We start from the raw sequence: 18,306 nt of genomic DNA on the forward strand, positions 1-18,306 counted from the left end.
ATTATTTCCTGAATAATGTTCCTTCAAATTTCTTTCCTAAAATTGCATCGCTAATCCTCTTTGGTTTGTTGCCATTTACAAAAAATACCTTCAATCCAGCTTTTGCCATTTTGTTTGCTTCAGTAATTTTTCTTGTCATGCCGCCGGTAACATCCATTACATTTTCTTGAATCTTAGGGGTTTCCTTTTTGAAATCATGAATCAATTTCTTTGTTTTCAAATCTGAATAAACACCATCTACATTCAAAACAAATAGTGAAAGTCTTGGTTTCAAAACTTTTGCAATTGTAGTCATTATTACGTCTCCAGATAAAATGTATGATTTTTTCTGCCCAAACCATAATGCATCGCCAAATGTTATTGGTGTCAATCCTGATTTTGCAATTTCATTAATTGTTAAAATTTTACTCCTGATTGATTTGTTTCCTTTCATAAAATCTGTAGGTGGCAAACAATACGAATTAACCTTATTTTTTACTGCACTATCTAGGATTATTTTGTTTAATTCAACCATAGAATTTTTAACAACTGCGACACCTTTTGGACTGGTTTTTGCAGGTTTCGTATGCATATCGTATTTTACAGACCAATAATGTCCGTATGAGCCTCCGCCATGTACAAGAATTACTGGTTCTTTGATCTTTCCAATTTCTTTTAAAATATTATTAATAGTCTTTCTTCTAGGTGATAATGGCTTTTCTTTATTTGTAATAATTGAGCCTCCAAGTTTTATTAGAATCATACCTGTATCATCATCCTATCTATTAAAAACCTGCATACCTGTTTTTTGTATAGATACGTTGTGAGTTTGATACTTTGTTGTGTTCATAAATTCTGAAAGATCATTATTCTTTTGTGTCAATGCTATGATACATCCACCACCTCCTGCTCCTGTGATTTTTGCACCAAATGTAATTTGTTCAATCTCTTTTGTAATTGATAATAATATGTCATTAGAAACACCAATTTGTTCTAAGTAAATTTGATTCTGTGCCATACACTTTCCCATAGTTTCTAAATCATTACTTTTCATACTTTCTAGTGCTTTTGTTACTAAACGTTCTTCTTCTGAACATAATTCTGAAAATATATCACTATTTTCATCTTTAAATTTTTTTACTTGCTCTACTACTTTGTCTGTTGCATGAACCTGTTCTGAATCAATTATCAAAAAATTAAATTCATTTTCTGTTTCAATTTTTAAAAAGCCTTTTTCTTTTTGATATTCAATTATTCCTCCATGAACTGAAACTGTACAGTCTGCTCCTGATGAATTTGGAAATATTGTTTTTTCTGCTTGTATAGATAACTCTAAAACTTCTTTTTCATTTGTATTGTTAAATAAATTCGAAACTGATGCTGCTGCTGCAACACAACATGCAGATGAGGAACCTAGTCCTGCACCTATTGGAATATCTGATTCAATCTTAATACTAATTCCATTTTCAAAATTATTTTTTGAAATTATTTCTTTTGCAATATAAAAAAATGGTCTAAATTTTTTTTCTATATTTGAGACATTCTCATCTTTTTCTATCGATGCTTGTCCTAACGATGAAGAGATTAGAATATTGTTTGTATTTGTTTTTTCTGAAGTTACAGTTGCATACTTGTCGATGGCGCCTAGTATTGCTCTATTTCCATGAACGACAAAATGTTCCCCAAAAAGGATTATTTTTCCAGGTGCTTTAGATATTGAAGTCAAATAGTTATTTTGAAGAAAACTTCTATAATTCTTCTTCTATTTTTGTCTCAAAGTCATCAATCTCATACTTCATGTCTTGATCTTCTTTGAGTTCACCTTTTTGAATTAGAATTTCTCTTGCTAATAGCCAGTAAATTGTTGCTAATGCTTTACGACCTCTGTTATTTGCAGGAATTATCAAATCCAAATTTGAGGTGACATTGTTTGTGTTTGAAATTCCGATAACTGGAATTCCAGCATTTGTTGCCTCAATAATTGCCTGTCCATCTACTTCTGGATCAGAAATTATGATTAGTTGAGGCTCTATGAAATATGGTAATGATGGATTTGTTAGTGTTCCTGGCATAAATCTTCTAAGCATTGGTGATGCTCCTGTTAGTTCAACAAATTTTTCAATTGGGGTTGTTGCATATTCTTTTCCAGAACAAACAATAACTTTTTTCATATCGAATCCTGATGCCCATTTTGCTGCACTCTTGATTTTTGCTAATGTAATATCGATATCTAACATGTAAAGTCCTTCAGGACTAGCTGATGTGATAAATGGACGCATTGATTTTGTCTTCATATCGGTTCCAACACGGATACCTGTTGCTAAAACTTTCTTCTTTAGATCAGTAGTTTCTGTTTGTTGGCTCATTGCGATTTTTAAAAGTCAATCATGCCATGTATTAAATCATGCTCTGAAATACGAATCAATTCATTCACTTTTTCCACTCTTTCTCCGCCGACAATTCCAACTTTTAGTAGTTTAGAGCCGGTTCCAATTCCTATGTGTGAAATATGTGAATCACTTGATTCGCCTGAACGATGTGATGTGATTAATTTAATATTATTTTGATTGGCAACCTTGGCAAATTCTAGTGCATCATAAAGACTTCCTGCTTGATTTACCTTTAGAATTGCAGCGTTACAAGATTTTGCCTCGACTGCTTTTGTGAGAATTTTATTATTTGTAACAGTTAGATCATCTCCTGTAATCATTGAATTAGGGAATTTTTTTGTTATCTCTGCCATGTCATCAAATGCTTCTTCGTGAACAGCATCTTCTGCATAAATCAGTTTATAATTTTCTATAATCTTTGATGCAAATTCAATTTGTTCACCTGAATCATTTTCAAAACCTGCACGATCATAAACATATTTTTTCTTTTCTTCATTCCATTGTGTTGATGAAGCAAAATCAACTCCTAAACCAACTTCTTTTCCTAATGTAAATCCTAAATTTTCTATTGCTTTAACTGAAATGTCTAATGCTTCTTCGTTGTTGAATTTTGGAGCCCATCCTCCTTCATCTCCACGTCCATTTGTAAAAGTTGGATCATTCTTTAGAATTAATTTTTTTAATTCTTTATGCACTTGAAGATTGGTATCTATTGATTCTCGAACTGTCTTTGCACCTATTGATGCAACTAAAATCTCCTGAATATCTGGAGTACCAGGTCCTGCGTGTGCGCCTCCACCTAGTATATTTCCTAATGGAAATGGAAATTTTAAATCAGATTTTCCACTAATCATCTGGAAAAATTGTTTATTTTCAACTTTTGCTGCTGATTCTGTTGCCGCAATTGTTATTGCAAATGCACATGCTCCTCCAATCTTTGCATAATTATCAGTCTCATCTATAGAATGAATGACATCATGTACTTGTTTTAGATCACTTGAATCAATTCCAATAAATTTATCTGAATTTTGGTTTAGAAGTGATAAACTTTCTTCTGGACTATTGTTAGGAAAACTAACTGCTTCAAATTTACCTACACTTGCACCAGAGGGTGCACAAACTCTTCCTTGATATTTTCCATCAGTTGTAACATCAACTTCTATGGTTTTACTACCTCTGCTGTTATACAGAACTCTACCAGAAATTGCGGTAATTTTTGACAATTTATTCTAGTTCGCTTTGCACTTCTTGATTTCTCTTATGCATTGCTTCATAAAATGGAATAACTTGTTGAATTGTTTCAACTGTGGTTAATAGCATACGTCTGCAACAATATCTCTCCATACCTAAATCATCAAGAACTTTCTTTGGATCTTCTCCGGTCTTAATTCGATTCTGATAATCTGAATATTTATCGGCGATTAATTTTCCGCATGTAAAACATCTTACAGGTACTAACACACTTGAAAAAATCAATCAAGGATTATAAAAACCCTACAAGGATTTTTCTATGCGGGTATCGCCCAGCCTGGTCAAAGGCGCTAGCTTGAGGGGTTAGTCTCTTAGGAGTTCGTGGGTTCGAATCCCACTACCCGCATTGATTATTTTTTTGAGTTCTTTTGGATATTTCTAATAAATTCCTGTCTTCTGATTTCTTCAGTAAGTACTAGTCTTGTATCTTCAACCAACATTCTATTGACATCTAATTTTCGTCTTGATTCTTTTACGATCTTATCGTATGTGGCAAATGGATACAAAATTAGATAAAGTTCTTCCATAATTCCAAAATATCTCTCTGCATTTTTTGAATTACCTATTCTAATCTGATCAATCACCTGTCTTTTTAATTCTCCAATACAATCAAGTAAGCCAAGTATGTATGATTCTCCTGAAACCTTGATTGATTTGTATGATGGAATCTGTTTACCTTCGATGATTGATAACAATGCTACTGCTTCGACTAGTTCTTGCTCAGGTGTCAAAACGTATCTTTTGAGATCTCCATTTGCTTTTTGTTTTAATTTTGCAAGAAGAGATTTTGCTTTTTTAATTTTTAATTTTGCTGAAGGTAAATCATTTTTGTGAATTGCAATAATTGCCTGACTACAATTAATTATGACTTCGCGATTATTTTTTATTAAAAATTCTCTAGAAGAGTTAATTTTTTCTAATTCTTTAGAAATTTTTGGAAGTGAAATTTTTACATTTTTTAATCCCATAGAATCAGAAACTGTTTTTCTTAGTTAAAGGCGTTTGCAAAACCTCTTTATTGAAATCATATCTGAGATGTTCTGTGGAAATAACTGTAGATCAAATGTATCAGATTGAAAACAAAGGTCATGATATGGGATTTTTAAAAAAATTCATGATGGAAAACGCAGGAGCCGTTGCTGTAAGAAGGCTAGTTGAGAAATTTGGAAGTGTAGATTCAAAAAATGTTGTAATATTTATTGGAATGGGAAATAATGGTGGAGATGGTCAAGTTATGGCAAGACATCTTGCAGGTCATAATGCAAATGTAACTGTTGTTTTACTTGGAACTCCTGATAAAATTAAAACTGAAGAAAGTAGTTGGAATTGGTCATTACTTGAAAAAATGCCTTCTGTTAAATTAGTTACAGGTAATTCAACTGACTTTGATTTTAAACCAGATATTATTATTGACGGAATTCTGGGTACTGGAATTAATGGTGATATAAGAGAGCCATATGCATCTGCAATCAATTTCATTAATCAAACTAACTGTTACAAGTTTGCTGTTGATGTTCCATCTGGAATGGATCCTCAGACAGGAGAAACTGCCTCACTTTTTACAAAATGTGACATGACTGTAACTTTTCATAAAATGAAACAAGGAATTCCAAAGAGAAAAGATTTGACCGGGGAATTATTTGCTGAAAAGATAGGAATTCCGCCTGAAGCGGAGATAGATGTTTTGTGATTGTTCATCAAATTCCTGTTGGCCCAATGCAAAATTTTTCTTACATTGTTGAGGATGAATCCACGCATGAAGCAATTGTGATTGATCCGTCTTGGGATTTAGACAAAATTATTTCTATAATTGATGAACAAAATCTTCAACCAAAATATATTGTAAATACACATTGGCATGATGATCATACACGAGGAAATGAGGAATTAGCAAAAATGTTGAGTGTAAAAATTGTACAACACGAAGCATCCACATTACAAAATGATATGACTGTAAAAAATGGCGATTCAATAAAATTCGGATGTTCCGAACTTGTTGTATATCATACACCTGGACATTCCAAAGATAGCATTTGTCTTGTAGGTGACGGAAAAATCTTTTCAGGAGATACTCTTTTTGTTGGAAATTGTGGTCGAATTGATTTACCTGGAGGTAGTGCAAGTGAACTCTATCATAGCTTATTTGATGTATTGCATAGTTTAGATGATAATCTTGTAATGTATCCTGGACATGATTATGGTATGGCTGCAACATCAACCATTGGAAATGAAAAGACTACAAATCCTGTAATGCAAAAGATCACTGAAGATTCTTTTGTAGATAGAATGGGTGGATAATGTGTCAATCATCTGCCACGGAGATGTAGTAAATGCAAAAAAATTCCTACATGATCTTTCAAAAAAACGATTTACATTTGGTTTAGTAGCATCATATAGTGAAACCTGTGAAATTCCTGGAATTACTATTGCAGGTGCTGACAAAGAATTTCTAAAGTTTACCGCACCTGCAGATTCTGAATATATTGAATATGGGAAATGTGTTTGTATACCTGGAATTCCAATTTCTCCTGATGGAAAACCTACGCCTGCATTACTAACTCGAGTCTCATTAAATGCTGCAAAAATTCCACATTTTGTTGTAAACGCTGGAAGTAAAGTTGCACCATCCCTGTGCTACTTTGATGCTGATATACTTCCTGGAAAAAATATTTCTGAATCTCCTGCAATGTCTATTGAACAGGTGAAATCTGGAATTGAATATGGAAAAAATTTGGGTAAAATCATGTCGCAGAATACGGATTGTCTTGTAATTGGTGAGTGTATTCCTGGTGGAACTACTACGGCGCTAACAGTTTTGAGAGCATTTGGATTGGAGTGTAATGTAAGTTCTAGTATGCAGAACAATCCTTTGGATTTAAAAAATAAAATTGTGTCAGATGCATTAAAACGAAAAAAATCCGATGACGCTTTGGAAATAATTGCAAATTTTGGTGATCCAATGATGCCTGTATGTGCAGGTATGTTATCATCTGCATCAAAAAATTGTCACGTAATATTGGCAGGTGGCACACAAATGCTTGCTGTGTTGCAACTTGCAAAACAGATTGGTTATAACGCAGAAAATTCTGCAATTGGGTGTACTTCTTACATAATTGATGACTCTCAAGCAAAATTTCTTGAAACTTTAGAACAAATTGACAACCTTGCTGTACTATCATGTGACCCGTGTTTACATAATTCCCAACACTTTGGATTTCGTTCTTACGCAGATGGTTTTGTTAAAGAAGGAGCAGGAGCTGGTGGTGCTATAATTGCATCTTTACTCAAAACAGAAAATTCTGTAGAGAACCTGTTTACTTTGTTTGAGCAAGAATACAAAAGAATCTCTACTTGACAGTAACTGATTTTGCTAAATTTCTAGGATAGTCAGGATCTGCATCTTTTTCCAAAGCAGAATAGTATGTTAGTAATTGTATTGGAATGATCTCTGAAATTGGATATAGAATTTCATTAATTTTCGGAATTTTTATCCAATAATCATAAACGTCACTTTCAATATCTGAGACTCCAATAATCTTTGCTCCACGAGCTTTAATTTCTCGTGCACTTGTTAATGTGTCAGTATATGTTGAATCATTTGGATTGATGACAATTACAAAAACATCTGTATCCATTAATGCAAGAGGTCCATGTTTTAATTCTCCACCTGGTATTCCTTCTGCATGAATGTATGTCAATTCTTTTAATTTTAATGCTGATTCTATTGCGATTGGATAGTTAATTCCTCTACCCAAAATGTAAATGTCTGATACATCTTTCAATTCTTTTGCAATTTCTTGAATTTTAACTGGATTTTCTAGAATTTCCGAAATTGATTTTGAAAATCCTTCAAAATTAATTGTAATATCTTCATTTAATTTCTGTACAATTTTGTATAATACTATTAGTTGTGCAGTAAAGCTCTTTGTTGCAGCAACTCCAATTTCTGGTCCACAATTCATTCCTAACACAACATCTCCTTTACGTGTAAGTGATGATGTGAGTAAATTAACAATAGAAATAATTTTACAATTACTTTTTTTTGCAATTCTTACCGCTTCTAAAACATCTGCACTTTCTCCACTTTGAGATATTGCAATTAAAACTGAATCTTCTTCAATTGTTTCTGGTGCAAATTGAAGCTCACTTGCTATAATTGGTTCTGATTTAATTTTCACATATTTTGATAAGATTTGTTTTGCAATTAATGCTGAATTGTAGCTTGTTCCACTTCCTGTAATGTAGATATTTTTTGCACTTCTTATGTACTCTATTGCTTCTTCTAAACCTTCAATTGTTCTTTCTTCTGCTTTTAAGATCAAATCTGGTTGTTCATAAATTTCTTTTAATGTGAAATGTGCATAATCGCCTTTGTATGCATCACCAAATTCTTTTGAAACTTTTGTTATTTCGTGTTTAACCTTTTCTCCATTAAAATCTAATATTTCAAATTCTTTATTTTCTAAAATTACAAAATTTCCACTTTTCATATATATCGCATTATCAGTATATTCGATGAATCCCAATACGTCACTTGATAAGAAAATATTTTCTTGTCCAACTCCAATTATCAGCGGTTCATGAAATCTGGCTGCTGCAAGTTGACCATTTTCAAACATTGCCACAAATGCATAATGGCCTTTTATCGCAGAAACTGTTTTCATGATTGTGTCTTTAACATTTTTTGTAGACTCGTAATTTTTTTGAAGCAAGTTTGCAATTATCTCACTATCTGTCTCGCTTTTGAAACTATATCCATCGTTCTCTAGTTGCTTTTTGAGTTCTTCAAAATTTTCTATTATTCCATTATGTACTATTGCAATTTTTCCTGAATTACTCGGATGTGGGTGTGCATTAAGATCTGTCACCTTTCCATGAGTTGCCCATCTAGTATGACCAATGCCTATTTTGCCTGGTAGTGTATCTAGTTGAAATTTTGAATTTACTTCAGTTACTTTACCAGTTCCTTTTTTTAACTCAATTTGATTTTCTGATTCTGTTGCAACTCCTACACTGTCATATCCTCTATACTCCATTCTTTTCAATCCTTTTACAATAATTGGAGCTGCAATTTCACTTCCAGAATAGCCTATAATTGAACACATCTTACTAACTCAATTTGATTTCTATTACGCAGATAAGCTTAACTGATTATTCAGCAGGTTTCTCTTCAGGCTTTGCTTCAACAACAGGTTCTTCTTTTGCTTCAACAACAGGTTCGGTTGGAACTTCAATGTTTTCTGTTTCAGGACTTCCCAAATCTGATTTTGTTTCTGGTTCTGATAAAATTTTGTTAAAAATTGATTCAGGTGTTAATCTGATACTATCTTCTTCATCAATCTTTACTACATATGATGGTCTATTGATAACTCTATCTCCAATCAAAACATGTCCGTGTGATATTGCTTGTCTTGCTTGGTATGGTGTTTTAAAGAAAAATTTCTTGAAAACAATTGTTTGGAATCTTCTTGCCAACAAATTTTCAATTTCTAAGTTTAGCACGTCATCTAATGTTGCGGTCTTTTCTACAAGTCCAATACGTGATAATGAATGCATTAGTATCGGTTCTTCTTTTTCTCTGACTTCTTGTCTTACAGCAAGTAAAGAACGTGCTTGATGTCTTAATCTTGATAACTCTGTTCTTGATTTCCAAAGTTCTCTTTTTGTTTTTAAACCAAAAGTACCAACTGTTTTTAATTCATCCATTTTCAGTTCAAAATTAAATGGTCTCTTTGGTTTTTTCCAAACTCTTCTAAAATTTTTGGTATCTCCCATCTTTCATCTACTCCTTTTTCTCTGCAGCTGCTGGTTTTGCATCGGCTGCTGGTTTTGCATCGGCTGCTGGTGCTGCGCCATCTGCTGGTGCTGCGCCATCTGCTGGTGCGTCTGCTACTGCAGCTCCGCCACCTGCTGGTGCTCCTGCTCCTCCTTTAGGTAAAACTTTACCACCTTTTGCAACTCCAACTGCACCGCCTTTACGACCTGTACATCTTGTACGTTGACCTCTAACTTTTAATCCATACATGTGTCTGTAACCTCTCCAACTGAAAAGTGTCTTTTCTCTTTCCACGTCATTTCTAATGTTAAATGCAATATCTGATGTTACCAAATGCATATCTTCTCCTGTTAGCATATCTTGTCTTCTGTTCAAAAACCATGTTGGAAAATCTGATCCTTTTGGATTTTCTATAATTTTTTCAATTGAAGATATTTGTTCAGTAGTAAGATTACCAATTTTTTGGTGAGGAGAAATTTTTAAGACTTGAAGCATTGAATTTGCGAACATGTATCCGATTCCTTTAATCTGGCTTAGACCAATCAGCATATTCAATTCACCATGAATATCATTTCCCAATATTCTTACCAGATTTTCGTATTGTTCGCTCAAGTAGCAAGATTTTCTATAGCCCCATTAAAAACCATGCTCTGATTTGTGCCTATTCTTGAATAATTTTAATCGAATAGTATTATAACTCAAAATGATAAATTTGGATATGAACGAGTCTGATGAACACACTCAAAAAATTCTAGATGCTGTTTTTGATGAAAACATATCTGAGATCTTAGCTGAAATGGAAAATTCTCCAAAAAAGTGTGAATTTTTGACTGAAAAGTTTGAAATTACTCCTAATGACTTGGATGAAAAACTATCTTTTTTAATGCAACATGAATTTGTTGGAAAAACTGGTTCTGACTCGCAAGCTGAATATTCTGTAGATTCTGAAAAACTTGCAAAATTGATGGAAACCGCACACAATTTTGAAAATGTTGATGCAGGTTTAGCAAAAATGGATGGATATCTTAACTAGACTTATTCTTTTTTTGTCTAATTATCATAAATCCAATTGCTGCAACTCCAATCATTCCTGATATTATGATAAAAAATCCTACAATTGAAATTGTAACTCCTGTTGAATCTGGTACATGACCAATTCCTCCGACTAGCGGTATCTCTTCTGATTCTGATGTGGTGATAATTAATGTATAAGTTCCAGCTTGTTCAATTTCAAAATTATCTTCAAATGAATTTCTATTAATTGATACATCTCTAATCTTAATTTCTGATGAATCTATCACAACAGCTGAAATATCATATTCTTTTCCTTCTATAGTTTGAACCGCGTAAACTCCTTCTGTATTTATTTCTGGGTCCAAGTCTGCTTTAATTTCTAATTGTGTTAATGAATTTACTTTGCCTTCTTCTATCACTAAATCTCCTGTAATTGTTTGAGAACCATAAATTAGCAACATTGCTCCAACTGCTATCATAATTCCAACGATCACCAAATATTTTGTCAAATTTGACATGAATGATTTTTACTTTTCATGGATAAATCTGTATTTGTTCGTGTATCATTAAATTTAGTTGTGGCTAAAAAAGTTAGCCTAGGCTAAATTTTATATATATACTAAATTGTAGAGCAAATATGCAAAGTACTATTCAATCCACTAAAATGTTCTATATTCTTTTAGCTATAGCATCTGTTTCTAGTTTGTATTTTGTGGTACCTGGTGTAATCATTGCTGAAGAAACTCCTCAAACATTTCTTACTCATACTGGGTTGGTAATCAAGACAACAGGCGAGGTAATTGATCCAATTGGATATGATGGTGAAGCGTTAGATTTTGATCCTGATAAATTTATGAAAGAATTTGATTATGGTGAAGTCTCAGTTCTAGAGGATGGAACCATTTTACGTGAATTCTACATTACTGCAAGAGATGATCAAATCATGGAAATATCTCCTGGTGTGTTTTACAATGTTTGGACATTTAATGATTCAGTACCGGGCCCAACGATTCGTGCGACTGAAGGAGATTTGGTAAGAATTCATTTTACAAATGAAGGTTCAAAACCTCATAGTTTACATTTTCATGGAATTCACAAAGCCGAAATGGATGGTGTCTTTGAAAGTATAGGAACTGGTGGAAAATTCACCTATGAATTTTATGCAGAACCTGTTGGTTTACATCTTTATCATTGTCATGTTCATCCCGTTGAAGAACACATTGCTCATGGCCTTTATGGTGCCTATATTGTAGATCCAAAAGAACCTCGTGAGCCTGCTGATGAATTTGTGTTCATTTTAAACGGTTTTGATACTGACTTTGATGCTGAAAATAATTTCTATGCAGCAAATACAATTCCATTTTATTACCAACATCATCCAATAGAAATTAACACAAATCAAAACATACGTGCATACGTTGTAAATATTTTAGAGTTTGATGCAGTAAATAATTTCCATCTTCATGGCACATTATTCCATCATTATCCTGCTGGTACAGACACTGTTCCTTCTGGTTACAATGACATGCTTACAATGTCTCAAGGTGATAGACAAATTCTAGAATTTAATTACAAATATCCTGGATTGTATATGTTCCATGCACATAACACAGAATTTTCAGAAAAAGGTTGGGTCAGTTCATTTCTTGTAAAAGAGAATACTGATGATTATGGTACACAAGTAGAGTATGATGACATCATCTAAACCTGTACTTGCAATTAGTGCTATTGCACCAATTGTATTGTTAGCAATAATGATTGTATTTCTCTTAGGTCCTGCATCAACATTTTTACAATTTGGTGTTGTACTTCCTGAAGTATCGATTGAAAAAATTGAATTTATTGAAAATGAAATACAAGCCACTGTAAGAAACACTGGTCCAATTGATGTAGATGTTGTATTAGCAGATGTAAATGACCGAATTCAACCTGCAGCGATAGAACCTGATACTTCATTAAAACGGTTTGAAACTGCACTGGTAAGAATTCCTTTTGATTGGAATGAAGGTCAACCTTATGAAGTTGGTGTCACAATTAGTGATGGAACAAGATTTGCTAAGGGAATTGATGCAGCGTTTCATGCACTTGAACCAAACATGGGCTTGTTTGTATTTTTAGGAATGATTGGATTTTTGATAGGCGTTGTTCCAATAATGATTGGTCTTTTGTGGTATCCATTTATCAAGAAATTAGGAAAAAGCACGTTTAACTTCTTTTTGGCATTCACTATGGGGCTGCTAGTATTTCTCGGAATTGATGCAGTTATTGAGGCTACTGAAATATCCGAAAACCATCTTTCATCAATTTTTAATGGCGAACTTCTAATTGCAACCGTAGTCATTTTATCATTTTTGGCTTTGTATGGAATAGGTAAACAATTAACCAAAAAAACAGAGTTTTCAAAATTATCTCAAGGATTAGCAATGTCTCTAATGATTGCTATTGGCATTGGATTTCATAATTTAGGTGAGGGATTGGCTGTAGGTGCCGCTATTGCACTTGGAGAAGTTGCTTTGAGCACATTTTTGATTATTGGATTTGCTACTCATAATACAACTGAAGGATTAGCAATTGCTGCTCCATTAACTAAATCAAAAGCCAAAATATTCAAAATGATTGGTCTTGGATTAATTGCCGGGGTTCCTGCAATTTTTGGTTGTTGGATTGGCGGTTTCTCATTTTCACCATTATTCACTTTAATTTTTCTCGCAATCGGAGCAGGAGCAATTTTCCAAGTCGTATTATCCATTTTTCAATATATGAAAGAAAAATCTGATATATTATCAAATACATCGTTATTTGCAGGAGTTTCTGTAGGATTAATTGTCATGTATTTAACTAGTGTAATAATTTAAGCAAAAAAATTATCTAGTTTTTGTCAAATTTTTTATCAATAATTAATAAATACCACTCTGAGGCAGAAATTTTAAATGAAGATTGTTGCCTCTGGTGCTGTTTTGTTGTTAATGATCTCAATTGTATCATTTGGAATGCCTACTTTAGCAAATGCACAATCTACTGAATTTCCACTAACTGTTTCTACCGATTATCCTGGATATGCTGAAAATGGCGAAATAATAATTTCTGGCCAAGTCAAAGAATCTTCTTTATCTGAATATACTACCCCTGTTACATTGATGATTGTATCTCCAGATGGAAATATTGTTAAAATTGATCAATTAAATCTTAATTCAAATAATGAATTCTCTACAACATTAGTTGCCGGCGGTCCACTTTGGAAAGCTGGTGGTGATTACACTGTAAAAGTAAATTATGGTGCTCAGAAAGCAGAAACTAGTTTCAATTATGCAGGTGGTAGTGGTTCAATTACTGCACCACCTCCACCACCTGAACCAACACCTGTACCAGAACCAGTTATTGAAGAACCTGTGCCAGTTATTGAAGAACCAGAACCAATAGCAATTGTTGAACCAGAACCAGAACCAGAACCAGAACCACAAGCACTATGTGGTGAAGGAACCGTAATGAAAGATGGTAAATGTGTGGCAGAACAAAAGGAGGGTGGCGGTTGTCTAATTGCAACAGCAGCATTTGGTTCTGAAATGGCACCACAAGTTCAATTCTTGAGAGAGATTAGAGATAATACGGTAATGAACACACAATCCGGTACAACATTCATGACAGGATTCAATCAATTTTACTATTCATTTTCACCATATGTAGCAGACTATGAAAGAGAAAACCCAGTCTTCAAAGAAGCAGTCAAAGTAACATTAACACCAATGTTGACTTCACTAACATTACTCAACTATGTACAAGTTGACACTGAAGAAGAAATGTTAGGTTATGGTATTGGAATTATCTTATTGAACATTGGAATGTACTTTGTAGCACCAGCAGCAGCAATTATTTCAATAAAGAACAGACTAAATCGCAATTAAGTTATATATTCAAAAGATAGTGTATTCTTATGAACATTGAATACGAGGAGTTTGAAAATACAGAAGATCTGTTATTGTATCTCTCATCTGTTGCACCACCAATGAAAAATTTCATGCCAATTAATTCTTACAAAGGATTTGTTTGCTCTTTCATTCCATTAAGTCAATCTGGTGGAGATCTATTTCTGATGTTATATGCAAAAGGAGAACTTGAAACAGGAATCTATGAATTTGATGTTAAAACTCGTTCAGTTACCAAAGTTGAAGGAATTGAACGTGCAGACAAAACTTACTTCATTGTAATGATACCTAAAAGAAATACAATTGCAGACAAAGCAATTGAAAATATGTAAATTACTTTTGAATTTTTTTATTGAATTTTCCTAATTTGATAAATCCAATTAAGATACATAAAATACTAATTATTATTCCAACTATTCCAAACAAATAGTGTCCCATGATAAATCCTGCAATTATTGTAATTACAAATAACGCCGATCCAAAAATAAATGAAATAATTATTACAAGTAAATTTGCTTTATCTAATTCCATGAGAAAACTTCTAGAGCTTCTTTGTTATCATTTTTTGTGAAGAGACTGATCTACTTCTAGAATATTTTTCAATTATCTCATCTGGGGTTCTTCCATTGAATAGATCTTTACACAATCCTCTTAGATATCGCATGATTGCCCATGTTCCTGCCTTTAGGATTCCATACATGAAAATCTTCATTGGTGGACCGTATGTCTTATTTCTCAAGATAATAGGAATAATATCGTTAATTACGCGTAGATTGTTCTCCCAACATCTCCAAAACAATGTGAATTGTGCTTCATTCAAGTTTCCAAAGTGCATTGAATTTTTCTCACTAAAGTCTTGGTAAAGAAGTGGAGCAACTAATCCTCTAAAGTTCATTGTTCTAAAGTCATTCATCATATCAATTGTGGCTTGACTATCTTCTGGTGTTTCATCAGGCCATCCAATAATTATTGTTGCAGCTGGGAACCAATGATTCTCGTTTAGAATTTTTGCACCTTCTCTAACAACACTTCCCCATTCTTCAGTAGCAAACGGTCTTGTCTTTACACCTAGATGTTTTTTCACCATTGGTGGTGAAACTGTTTCAATACCTAGATTAGTTGCAAGCCATCTGCCGGTTTCATGTTGTCTATTAACATCAGCAATATTTCTCATTAATTGAGGATCTGCAGCAACTGCTGAAAATGTCATGTGTGTTGTACCAATAAAGTTTGCACCCATACCTTTGAGTCCTTTCCATAAATCTGTGATTGCATCTCTATTTGGAATGAAATCCCTATTATCACATCCATAAAGTAACATTTCATCAGAATGAAGCCAAACTGAATCAAATCCATAGTCTAAGTTAATTTTTGCCTCTCTTTGTAATCGTTCTATTGATAGGTCTTTTTTAGAACGTTTGTTGACATCACAAAAGTCACAGCCTCTTCCACAACCTCTCATTGCCTCAATAAGAGAATTAACGGTTGGTTTTGTAATTTCTGGAATATTTTGAATATTTTTAACAAAGCAATGCATCAATTCTGGTGCATCACCTTTCTCTAAATCATGGAACAAGTCTAATGCAAGTTCATCTGCTTCTCCGACAACTACTGTATCTATGCCATGAACTTTCATTCTATCTGATTTTGCTAATTCCCATGCACCATTTCCTCCAACTGCAACTTTGAAATCATATTTCTTTTTCAATTGAATAATCTCTGCACACATTTTTTTGAACTTCATTGCAACATATGATAATTTTTCTGGAGCCATGGTTGTTGTTACTGGAGCCATTCCTAAAGGATCCATTACATTAATTCCGACAACTTTGGTATCTGGACCTATTGATTTTGCTAAGTGTTCTGGATTTGCAACGAAAACATCTTTTTTATCATAGCCTTGATGTAATGCACTTTCAACTCTTCTTAATCCAACTTGAGCAACTTTTGCTTCACCTGTAACTGGATCGGTTTCAACTGCTGGACAAAATACTTTATCGAAAACCCATTCTGGAAGAACCTCATATGGACCACATGCTATGAAACCATAAAGAAAATTACCTCTATAATTTGTCATTAAACTTCTATCTGCTGTTAATACGATTCTTTTGCCAGACAACTCTAACACTTTCCTCTACCTATGATATATATCGTTTACGAGATTCTCTAAGACTAAATTATCTATCTTTTATTAATTTGATTGACAATTTTTGCTGCAGCTGCACCCGCTCCAATTCCATTATCAATATTCACTACTGTTAATCCTAATGAACAACTTTGTAACATTGCAGCAAGTGCTGCTACCCCTTTTTCTCCATACCCGTAACCAATTGAAGTTGGAACTCCTATTATTGGAACATTCACTGATGAAGAAACTACTGATGCTAACGCGCCTTCCATTCCAGCTACTACTATAATTGCGTCAACTCCTGATTTGACAAATTTTTTCAAAACTGGAAATATCCTGTGTAATCCTGCAATTCCAACATCGTAACTAGTGATACAACTACAGTTCATTGATTCACACATCAATCTTGATTCTTCTGCAATTCCGATATCTGATGTTCCTGCAGTAATTATTCCAATTTTTCCTTTAGTTTTCTTTACAGGTTTGTTATAAACCAGAATTGTAGTACAATTTTGTCCTGTACTAATTTTTAGATTATTTTTTTTACAAAAATTACAAATATCTTGATAATTCTTTTTTGGAATTCTTGAAACTACTATTGCATTTGTTTTTTCCAGTACTTTTTTAATTATCTTTTTTACCTCTGAATTTTCCTTTCTTTCAGCAAATATTACCTCTGGAATTCCTTTTCTTGCTTCTCTACCAAGATCAATTTTTGCAAAATTTTCAATCTCTTCAATTGTGTATAGTGATAACTGTTTTTTTGCTTCATCCGTTGATAATTTTCCATTTTTCACTGATTCTAAAATATCTGAAATATTCATGGTAATCTAAAATAACTCAGCTTTAAAAAAATTATTTAAAATTCAACACCTGACAATGCATTTTTGACACTGTCAACCCCTTTGTTGAACCATTCTTTTTCTTCATCGTTTAGTTCTAACTCGAGTATTTTCTCAACTCCCTTCTTTCCAACTACTGCTGGAACTCCAATTGAAACATCCTTTTGTCCATATTCGCCATCTAAGTTAGTTGAAACTGGAATTACCTGTTTTTTGTCCTGAACTACTGATTCTATCATGGCTGAAATTGCGTTTCCTGGTGCATGTACTGTTGCTCCTTTTAGTTTGATAACTTCTGCAGCTACACCTTTTGTTGCTGTGAAAATCTCATCAAGTTTTTCTTTCGGAAGTAACGTAGGTAATGGAATTCCTGATACTGTTGCAAATCTTGTTAACGGTAACATGTTTTCACCATGTTCTCCAATCACTAATGCTTTTGTTGATTCACGGGAATATCCTGTTGCTTCGTGTATGAATTGTTTGAATCTTGATAAGTCTAACATTCCGCCCATTCCAAAAACTCTGCTTCTATCAAATCCTGAAGTTTTGTATGCAATTTGTGCCATTGGGTCTAATGGATTTGTAACCGGAATAATCATTGCATCGTCTGCAAATTTCTTTATGTTACCAACAACATCTTTTACAACTCCTGCGTTAATCTTTAACAAATCCATTCTTGTCATTCCAGGTTTTCTTCCTGCACCTGCAACTACCACGACAATCTTGGAACCTTTCATGTCCTCATAATTGTTTGAACCTTTTACATTAACGTCAATCCCCTGCTCTGATAACATGTGATTTAGATCCATTGCTTCACCTTGCGGTAGTCCTTCTGCGATATCTAATAGTAAAATTTCATCATCCAATCTTCTTAATGCTGAAAATAGTGCTGCATCTCCGCCAACTTTGCCTGCACCAATAATCGTAATCATGAATAAATTCCAAAATATTCAATAATTAAATCTATGTTGAATGTAATTTTGCAAACAGATTTTTATGCATT

General features: G+C 33.4%; 22 protein-coding genes and 1 tRNA gene. 9 read left to right on the forward strand and 14 right to left on the reverse strand.

From position 1 onward, the window contains the following. Position 1: 1 nt before the first annotated feature. The 5 genes from T478_RS01210 to T478_RS01230 are packed head-to-tail and all read right to left on the reverse strand — an operon-like array spanning position 2 to position 3,830. Positions 2 to 742 carry an isopentenyl phosphate kinase gene (locus T478_RS01210; protein WP_048104538.1) on the reverse strand — a complete coding sequence of 247 codons (741 nt, stop codon included), beginning with the start codon at positions 740 to 742 and terminating at the stop codon, positions 2 to 4. A 15-nt stretch (positions 743 to 757) separates the two neighbouring features. Next, positions 758 to 1,705 carry a mevalonate kinase gene (gene mvk / locus T478_RS01215; protein WP_048104540.1) on the reverse strand — a complete coding sequence of 316 codons (948 nt, stop codon included), beginning with the start codon at positions 1,703 to 1,705 and terminating at the stop codon, positions 758 to 760. A 22-nt stretch (positions 1,706 to 1,727) separates the two neighbouring features. Continuing rightward, positions 1,728 to 2,345 carry a 30S ribosomal protein S2 gene (locus tag T478_RS01220; RefSeq protein ID WP_048104541.1) on the reverse strand — a complete coding sequence of 206 codons (618 nt, stop codon included), beginning with the start codon at positions 2,343 to 2,345 and terminating at the stop codon, positions 1,728 to 1,730. A gap of 8 nt (positions 2,346 to 2,353) precedes the next feature. Next, complete coding sequence (gene eno, locus T478_RS01225) at positions 2,354 to 3,592, reverse strand: phosphopyruvate hydratase (RefSeq protein WP_048104543.1); 1,239 nt, start codon at positions 3,590 to 3,592, stop codon at positions 2,354 to 2,356. Between the two features lies 1 nt (position 3,593). Continuing rightward, complete coding sequence (locus T478_RS01230; RefSeq protein ID WP_048106686.1) at positions 3,594 to 3,830, reverse strand: DNA-directed RNA polymerase subunit N; 237 nt, start codon at positions 3,828 to 3,830, stop codon at positions 3,594 to 3,596. A gap of 51 nt (positions 3,831 to 3,881) precedes the next feature. On the opposite strand from T478_RS01230, the gene T478_RS01235 reads away from it, so the two are divergent. After that, positions 3,882 to 3,966, forward strand: a tRNA-Leu gene (locus T478_RS01235). A gap of 4 nt (positions 3,967 to 3,970) precedes the next feature. On the opposite strand, the gene T478_RS01240 is transcribed toward T478_RS01235, so the two are convergent. Further along, a complete protein-coding gene (locus T478_RS01240; RefSeq protein WP_048104547.1) occupies positions 3,971 to 4,588 on the reverse strand; it encodes a translin family protein in 618 nt (205 codons plus the stop codon). Between the two features lie 74 nt (positions 4,589 to 4,662). On the opposite strand from T478_RS01240, the gene T478_RS01245 reads away from it, so the two are divergent. From T478_RS01245 to cobT, 3 genes are read left to right on the forward strand one after another with little or no spacing between them, the layout of a single operon-like run. Then, positions 4,663 to 5,310 (forward strand): NAD(P)H-hydrate epimerase, encoded by a 648-nt coding sequence (locus tag T478_RS01245; RefSeq protein WP_048104548.1) that lies wholly within the window; start codon positions 4,663 to 4,665, stop codon positions 5,308 to 5,310. Next, positions 5,307 to 5,918 carry a hydroxyacylglutathione hydrolase family protein gene (locus tag T478_RS01250; protein ID WP_048104549.1) on the forward strand — a complete coding sequence of 204 codons (612 nt, stop codon included), beginning with the start codon at positions 5,307 to 5,309 and terminating at the stop codon, positions 5,916 to 5,918. Before T478_RS01245 ends, T478_RS01250 begins: the two co-directional genes overlap by 4 nt. Before the next feature lies 1 nt (position 5,919). After that, positions 5,920 to 6,975: a nicotinate mononucleotide-dependent phosphoribosyltransferase CobT gene (cobT, locus tag T478_RS01255; RefSeq protein ID WP_238573614.1), complete on the forward strand. Its 1,056-nt coding sequence runs from the start codon at positions 5,920 to 5,922 to the stop codon at positions 6,973 to 6,975. Here cobT and glmS read toward each other — a convergent pair. Genes glmS through T478_RS01270 form a run of 3 tightly spaced genes read right to left on the reverse strand, consistent with a single transcriptional unit; the run spans position 6,968 to position 10,008 of the window. Continuing rightward, positions 6,968 to 8,725, reverse strand: coding sequence for a glutamine--fructose-6-phosphate transaminase (isomerizing) (gene glmS, locus T478_RS01260; RefSeq protein ID WP_048104552.1), 1,758 nt, complete (start codon positions 8,723 to 8,725; stop codon positions 6,968 to 6,970). The two genes, cobT and glmS, sit on opposite strands and share 8 nt — an antisense overlap. A gap of 46 nt (positions 8,726 to 8,771) precedes the next feature. Further along, on the reverse strand, positions 8,772 to 9,395 hold the full coding sequence (locus tag T478_RS01265; RefSeq protein ID WP_048104554.1) for a 30S ribosomal protein S4: 624 nt from the start codon (positions 9,393 to 9,395) through the stop codon (positions 8,772 to 8,774). A gap of 7 nt (positions 9,396 to 9,402) precedes the next feature. Further along, on the reverse strand, positions 9,403 to 10,008 hold the full coding sequence (locus tag T478_RS01270; RefSeq protein WP_048104555.1) for a 30S ribosomal protein S13: 606 nt from the start codon (positions 10,006 to 10,008) through the stop codon (positions 9,403 to 9,405). A 91-nt stretch (positions 10,009 to 10,099) separates the two neighbouring features. On the opposite strand from T478_RS01270, the gene T478_RS01275 reads away from it, so the two are divergent. After that, a complete protein-coding gene (locus T478_RS01275) occupies positions 10,100 to 10,429 on the forward strand; it encodes a hypothetical protein (RefSeq protein WP_052433822.1) in 330 nt (109 codons plus the stop codon). On the opposite strand, the gene T478_RS01280 is transcribed toward T478_RS01275, so the two are convergent. After that, on the reverse strand, positions 10,422 to 10,928 hold the full coding sequence (locus tag T478_RS01280) for a hypothetical protein (RefSeq protein ID WP_048104557.1): 507 nt from the start codon (positions 10,926 to 10,928) through the stop codon (positions 10,422 to 10,424). The two genes, T478_RS01275 and T478_RS01280, sit on opposite strands and share 8 nt — an antisense overlap. A gap of 119 nt (positions 10,929 to 11,047) precedes the next feature. On the opposite strand from T478_RS01280, the gene T478_RS01285 reads away from it, so the two are divergent. The 4 genes from T478_RS01285 to T478_RS01300 all read left to right on the forward strand — a co-directional run bounded on the left by T478_RS01285 (position 11,048) and on the right by T478_RS01300 (position 14,665). Next, on the forward strand, positions 11,048 to 12,115 hold the full coding sequence (locus tag T478_RS01285; RefSeq protein ID WP_238573616.1) for a multicopper oxidase domain-containing protein: 1,068 nt from the start codon (positions 11,048 to 11,050) through the stop codon (positions 12,113 to 12,115). Then, positions 12,099 to 13,265, forward strand: coding sequence for a ZIP family metal transporter (locus T478_RS01290; RefSeq protein ID WP_048104560.1), 1,167 nt, complete (start codon positions 12,099 to 12,101; stop codon positions 13,263 to 13,265). Before T478_RS01285 ends, T478_RS01290 begins: the two co-directional genes overlap by 17 nt. 75 nt (positions 13,266 to 13,340) lie before the next feature. Beyond that, the gene (locus T478_RS01295; RefSeq protein ID WP_048104561.1) at positions 13,341 to 14,312 is read left to right on the forward strand and encodes a CFI-box-CTERM domain-containing protein; all 972 of its coding nucleotides are present in this window, start codon (positions 13,341 to 13,343) and stop codon (positions 14,310 to 14,312) included. A 29-nt stretch (positions 14,313 to 14,341) separates the two neighbouring features. Continuing rightward, a complete protein-coding gene (locus T478_RS01300; RefSeq protein WP_048104563.1) occupies positions 14,342 to 14,665 on the forward strand; it encodes a hypothetical protein in 324 nt (107 codons plus the stop codon). 1 nt (position 14,666) lies between these two features. On the opposite strand, the gene T478_RS01305 is transcribed toward T478_RS01300, so the two are convergent. The 4 genes from T478_RS01305 to T478_RS01320 all read right to left on the reverse strand — a co-directional run bounded on the left by T478_RS01305 (position 14,667) and on the right by T478_RS01320 (position 18,235). Further along, positions 14,667 to 14,864 (reverse strand): hypothetical protein, encoded by a 198-nt coding sequence (locus T478_RS01305; protein WP_048104567.1) that lies wholly within the window; start codon positions 14,862 to 14,864, stop codon positions 14,667 to 14,669. A 10-nt stretch (positions 14,865 to 14,874) separates the two neighbouring features. After that, on the reverse strand, positions 14,875 to 16,410 hold the full coding sequence (locus tag T478_RS01310) for a B12-binding domain-containing radical SAM protein (protein ID WP_048106691.1): 1,536 nt from the start codon (positions 16,408 to 16,410) through the stop codon (positions 14,875 to 14,877). Positions 16,411 to 16,514: 104 nt separating this feature from the next. Continuing rightward, complete coding sequence (gene larB / locus T478_RS01315) at positions 16,515 to 17,285, reverse strand: nickel pincer cofactor biosynthesis protein LarB (protein ID WP_048104569.1); 771 nt, start codon at positions 17,283 to 17,285, stop codon at positions 16,515 to 16,517. A 35-nt stretch (positions 17,286 to 17,320) separates the two neighbouring features. After that, positions 17,321 to 18,235, reverse strand: a complete 915-nt coding sequence (locus T478_RS01320; protein ID WP_048104570.1) for a malate dehydrogenase — start codon at positions 18,233 to 18,235, stop codon at positions 17,321 to 17,323. Positions 18,236 to 18,306 lie beyond the last annotated feature (71 nt).

The organism is Candidatus Nitrosopelagicus brevis (assembly GCF_000812185.1).
GTDB lineage: Archaea > Thermoproteota > Nitrososphaeria > Nitrososphaerales > Nitrosopumilaceae > Nitrosopelagicus > Nitrosopelagicus brevis.

Coding starts and splice junctions, on each gene's coding strand:
- glmS (WP_048104552.1), bottom strand. CDS start 8,725: ATGTGTTCAATTATAGGCTATTCTGGAAGTGAAATTGCAGCTCCAATT.
- T478_RS01280 (WP_048104557.1), bottom strand. CDS start 10,928: ATGTCAAATTTGACAAAATATTTGGTGATCGTTGGAATTATGATAGCA.
- T478_RS01320 (WP_048104570.1), bottom strand. CDS start 18,235: ATGATTACGATTATTGGTGCAGGCAAAGTTGGCGGAGATGCAGCACTA.
- T478_RS01265 (WP_048104554.1), bottom strand. CDS start 9,395: ATGGGAGATACCAAAAATTTTAGAAGAGTTTGGAAAAAACCAAAGAGA.
- larB (WP_048104569.1), bottom strand. CDS start 17,285: ATGAATATTTCAGATATTTTAGAATCAGTGAAAAATGGAAAATTATCA.
- T478_RS01310 (WP_048106691.1), bottom strand. CDS start 16,410: ATGACAAATTATAGAGGTAATTTTCTTTATGGTTTCATAGCATGTGGT.
- T478_RS01220 (WP_048104541.1), bottom strand. CDS start 2,345: ATGAGCCAACAAACAGAAACTACTGATCTAAAGAAGAAAGTTTTAGCA.
- T478_RS01275 (WP_052433822.1), top strand. CDS start 10,100: ATGATAAATTTGGATATGAACGAGTCTGATGAACACACTCAAAAAATT.
- T478_RS01285 (WP_238573616.1), top strand. CDS start 11,048: ATGCAAAGTACTATTCAATCCACTAAAATGTTCTATATTCTTTTAGCT.
- T478_RS01210 (WP_048104538.1), bottom strand. CDS start 742: ATGATTCTAATAAAACTTGGAGGCTCAATTATTACAAATAAAGAAAAG.
- T478_RS01295 (WP_048104561.1), top strand. CDS start 13,341: ATGAAGATTGTTGCCTCTGGTGCTGTTTTGTTGTTAATGATCTCAATT.
- T478_RS01290 (WP_048104560.1), top strand. CDS start 12,099: ATGATGACATCATCTAAACCTGTACTTGCAATTAGTGCTATTGCACCA.
- T478_RS01305 (WP_048104567.1), bottom strand. CDS start 14,864: ATGGAATTAGATAAAGCAAATTTACTTGTAATAATTATTTCATTTATT.
- T478_RS01300 (WP_048104563.1), top strand. CDS start 14,342: ATGAACATTGAATACGAGGAGTTTGAAAATACAGAAGATCTGTTATTG.
- T478_RS01240 (WP_048104547.1), bottom strand. CDS start 4,588: ATGGGATTAAAAAATGTAAAAATTTCACTTCCAAAAATTTCTAAAGAA.